General features: G+C 34.5%; 3 protein-coding genes and 1 pseudogene. 3 read left to right on the top strand and 1 reads right to left on the bottom strand.

The window, feature by feature from the left end; translation table 11 throughout:
* Nucleotides 1–288: 288 nt before the first annotated feature.
* Together JF259_RS17535 and JF259_RS17530 are read left to right on the top strand one after the other, a co-directional pair.
* On the top strand, nucleotides 289–1,311 hold the full coding sequence (locus JF259_RS17535; RefSeq protein ID WP_233164374.1) for a Tox-REase-5 domain-containing protein: 1,023 nt from the start codon (nucleotides 289–291) through the stop codon (nucleotides 1,309–1,311).
* A gap of 11 nt (nucleotides 1,312–1,322) precedes the next feature.
* Nucleotides 1,323–2,000 carry a hypothetical protein gene (locus tag JF259_RS17530; protein WP_199117008.1) on the top strand — a complete coding sequence of 226 codons (678 nt, stop codon included), beginning with the start codon at nucleotides 1,323–1,325 and terminating at the stop codon, nucleotides 1,998–2,000.
* A 138-nt stretch (nucleotides 2,001–2,138) separates the two neighbouring features.
* Here JF259_RS17530 and JF259_RS17525 read toward each other — a convergent pair whose 3' ends face one another.
* Nucleotides 2,139–2,405, bottom strand: a complete 267-nt coding sequence (locus tag JF259_RS17525; RefSeq protein ID WP_199117007.1) for a helix-turn-helix domain-containing protein — start codon at nucleotides 2,403–2,405, stop codon at nucleotides 2,139–2,141.
* Nucleotides 2,406–2,547: 142 nt separating this feature from the next.
* Between JF259_RS17525 and JF259_RS17520 the strand changes: the two are divergent.
* Nucleotides 2,548–3,057, top strand: a pseudogene (locus JF259_RS17520) (transposase).
* The last annotated feature ends 296 nt before the right edge of the window (nucleotides 3,058–3,353 follow it).

The raw sequence follows: 3,353 nt of genomic DNA, 5'->3' as shown, positions 1-3,353 counted from the left end.
TACATAGTTGACATTATAACTACGGCTTTGGTTTTTAAGAGAGGACGGAGTCGGCAGTATTATAATGCCAATTATGTAACATACCGGGGCAAGGGGAGCAGGTAAAAGACAGAGGGTTTTGAGTAAGCGAAAAAACTGGGTTGCTACTGCGAGGCAATTAATAGAAAATAGTATATTAGCAAGGTCGAGAGACATACGTTCTTTTATAAAATTTTGAAAATAAGGCTTTAGGAAAATTGGTCTACCGCTTCAAAAAAAGCGTAAGATTAGTTTTCATTTGGCCAATTACTGCCCAATAGGCATGGTAGCAGTGATTCCTATCGTTACGGCTTCCAAGGGCAAGAGAAAGATGATGAAGTTAAAGGAGAGGGAAATAGCTTAAACTACAAGTACAGGATGCATGACCCTCGTATAGGTAGATTCTTTGCGGTAGACCCGCTCACAAAAAAATATCCATATTTGACACCTTATCAATTCAGTTCAAATCAGCCAATACATGCTCGTGAATTAGAAGGTTTAGAATCTGAATATGAATTGGGAGGTGCTGATGGTGCTATGATGACGGCTGAGATTATAGGAGGGGCATGGGCTGGTTTCAATAACCTCTTTTTGCAGACAACATTATTCCCTGGCAGTAATATGGAAGGAGGAATGATAAGAAGTTATCTGAGTCGTCACGGTGCCGAAGTTCCCGAAGGCGTCAGCGACCGTTGGTTACAAGACAATCTTAAATACCGTTGGGATTATTTTACCAAGGTTGTAGAACCACGAGAAGGAGCACTAGGTGAAGCGCTTAATTTTGTTGGGGATATTATAAATATTGTAGGAGTAGCTCCAGGAAAAGGAGAGGTTGTTACTTTAGTTAAGGCTCCGGTTGTACTTAATTCTGTATCTAAAACAGTAAAGCGCCATGGTAACTTTTGGAAAAGAAACTTTAAAGATTTATCCAAAATGCAAGAAAGGGCATGGTATAAATACCAAAATCAAATAAATGGTAAAGGAGGAGATAATGAGTTTCGAGTTTCTTGGGGTAAAAATAAAGTTGACTTTGACGGTTTTAAAAATGGAATATTACTTGAGGCCAAGGGTTATTATCAATGGTTAATAAAGTCTGGTATGGTTGGGTCTTATCAAATTTATAGTGGGATGATGAAACAATTTAAAAGGCAAGTTGAAGCAGCTGATGGGATTAAACTAGAATGGCATTTTGCTGAAGAATCTACGATGAAAGAGTTTAAAAGGTATTTAAAAAGAAACAATGAAGATATTCCTGATAATGTTGAATTTATTTATACACCTGCTAAAAAATAAAAATAATAATTGTGATTAGATTAGTTAAAAATAATGCAAGTTCATATACGATAGAAGAATGCTCTTCAAAGATATTGAATATTCAAAGAATCATTTCAAATGAGTTGAATGTTTTTGAATGGAATGTTCAATCTAATTCAAAAATATTTATTGGTGAAATAGATAAAGTACAAGAGATATTAATAAGTCAGTTTATCGATGATGCAAAAGAGTATGACAGAATGGTTGTTGATAAAACGTATAAGAACTCTTTTGGAAACAGTTGTTATTTTGTAGCAAATAAAAAACCACCTTTTAGTGTCAATTATAATTTTGGAGTAGAAAAATCTGGTGTTTATTCAGATGTATTCTATATTGAAAATTTTAATTTTGATAATATTGAAGAAGAGAAGATGTTTAATCTTTTTATGAAACTTATAGAAACTTTTAGACCTACACATGCAACAATTACTCATTCGGACTTAGTAGACGAAATAATTGATTTTAAGTCAGGGGAAATTTGGACAGGATGGGTTACATTCATATCAAATGATTTAAACATAGATGTTCCTAGCAGATACAAATACTTAAATTTAGATTATGGCAAAGTGATATTTTCAAGTGAAGAACTACAATTTGACATTAACAATAGTGATAATATTAAAGAGATAATAGGATTAACTGAGTACTTAAGGAAGGTAAAGGGTTAAATTAGTGGGAACCCCCGCTGTTCCCTAGTATGCGCTACCGCTAGGATTTCCTAGTGGCGTTAAAGATTGGCGGTCAAGAGTAAGAAAAAATAATATAGAAAAAGCTTTTACAGAGATGTAAAGGCTTTTTTTGGGTCTTTAAGAAGCATACGCCCTTTTGGTCTTGGTGTCTCGTATAAAGGCATCGATAATCTTGTTGATGGTGGATTTATCATCATTGTTAAGTCGCTGAATTTCCTTCATTCTATCGAGCATCTCAATATCCACTACCTCTAAATTGTCCTGTTCAGAAACAAGGTAATCGAGCGAAACACCAAGCGTTCTGGCAATTTTTTTGGCCACTTCCACAGATGGCGTATTATCATCACGCTCATACTTGGAAATCGCATCACGGGAAACACCCACAAAATAAGGTGAGCAAGTCCATGTTCTCTATGGTGTCCTGTGCTATGTTCTCCCCCGCTAGCGCTTGTTTGTAACGGGTGCCGTCAAAGCTAAGAACAACAAAAGACTATGCAAAAAAGCATAGCTTTTGTATTTTGGTATCATGAGCAGAAAATACAAGTTTCATAATAAAGTAGGTTTATACTTTGTAAGCTTTGCAACCGTTTATTGGTTGGATGTATTTACAAGGTAAGTATATTTTAATGTATTGGCAGAGAGTATAAACTATTGCAGGAAAGAAAAAGGCATGGAGCTGTACTGTTATTGTTTTATGCCCAGCCATGTACATTTTATATTCAGGTCAACAAATGAACAACCAATGGAATTGCTACAAGCATTTAAAAAGCACACTTCAAAAAAAGTCATAGAAGACATAGAGAACAATCCGCAAGAAAGCCGAAAAGAATGGCTGTTATGGATGTTTAAAAGAGCAGGCAAAAAGCAGGGAAATGTCACAAAATATCAATTTTGGCAACACCATAATAAACCTATAGAGCTATGGAGTGAAAAAGTTATAAAACAAAAGGTAGATTATATACATAACATTCCCGTAGAGTGCGGATTTGTAACAAATGCCATAGATTGGAAATACTCAAGTGCGAGGAACTATTAAGAAGATAATACTATTTTAGAAATAGATGAAACTGGTTTTATAAATTAAAATGGTGTATAGGAATATTTGGTTATTTATTTAGCACTCGTTGCAAATGAGCGTTAGCTAGGGCATACAATAAAAGATTGGTTTTTGAGGAAATTACAAAAGTAGTAGTAAAGAAAAAGAAATAAATGAATTGACTTAGGCATTTAACTACTAATATTTTTGATAAAGCATGGTTCGGTATTCACCATTCTGTTCAAAAGGTTGTCAAAAATGTTTTCTTTCATGAAGCTTCTATTAAAGCGATAACA

The sequence above is a fragment of the Snuella sedimenti genome (assembly GCF_016428595.1).
Taxonomy (GTDB): Bacteria; Bacteroidota; Bacteroidia; order Flavobacteriales; family Flavobacteriaceae; genus Snuella; species Snuella sedimenti.
This window is presented reverse-complemented; position numbering and strand designations above follow the sequence as displayed.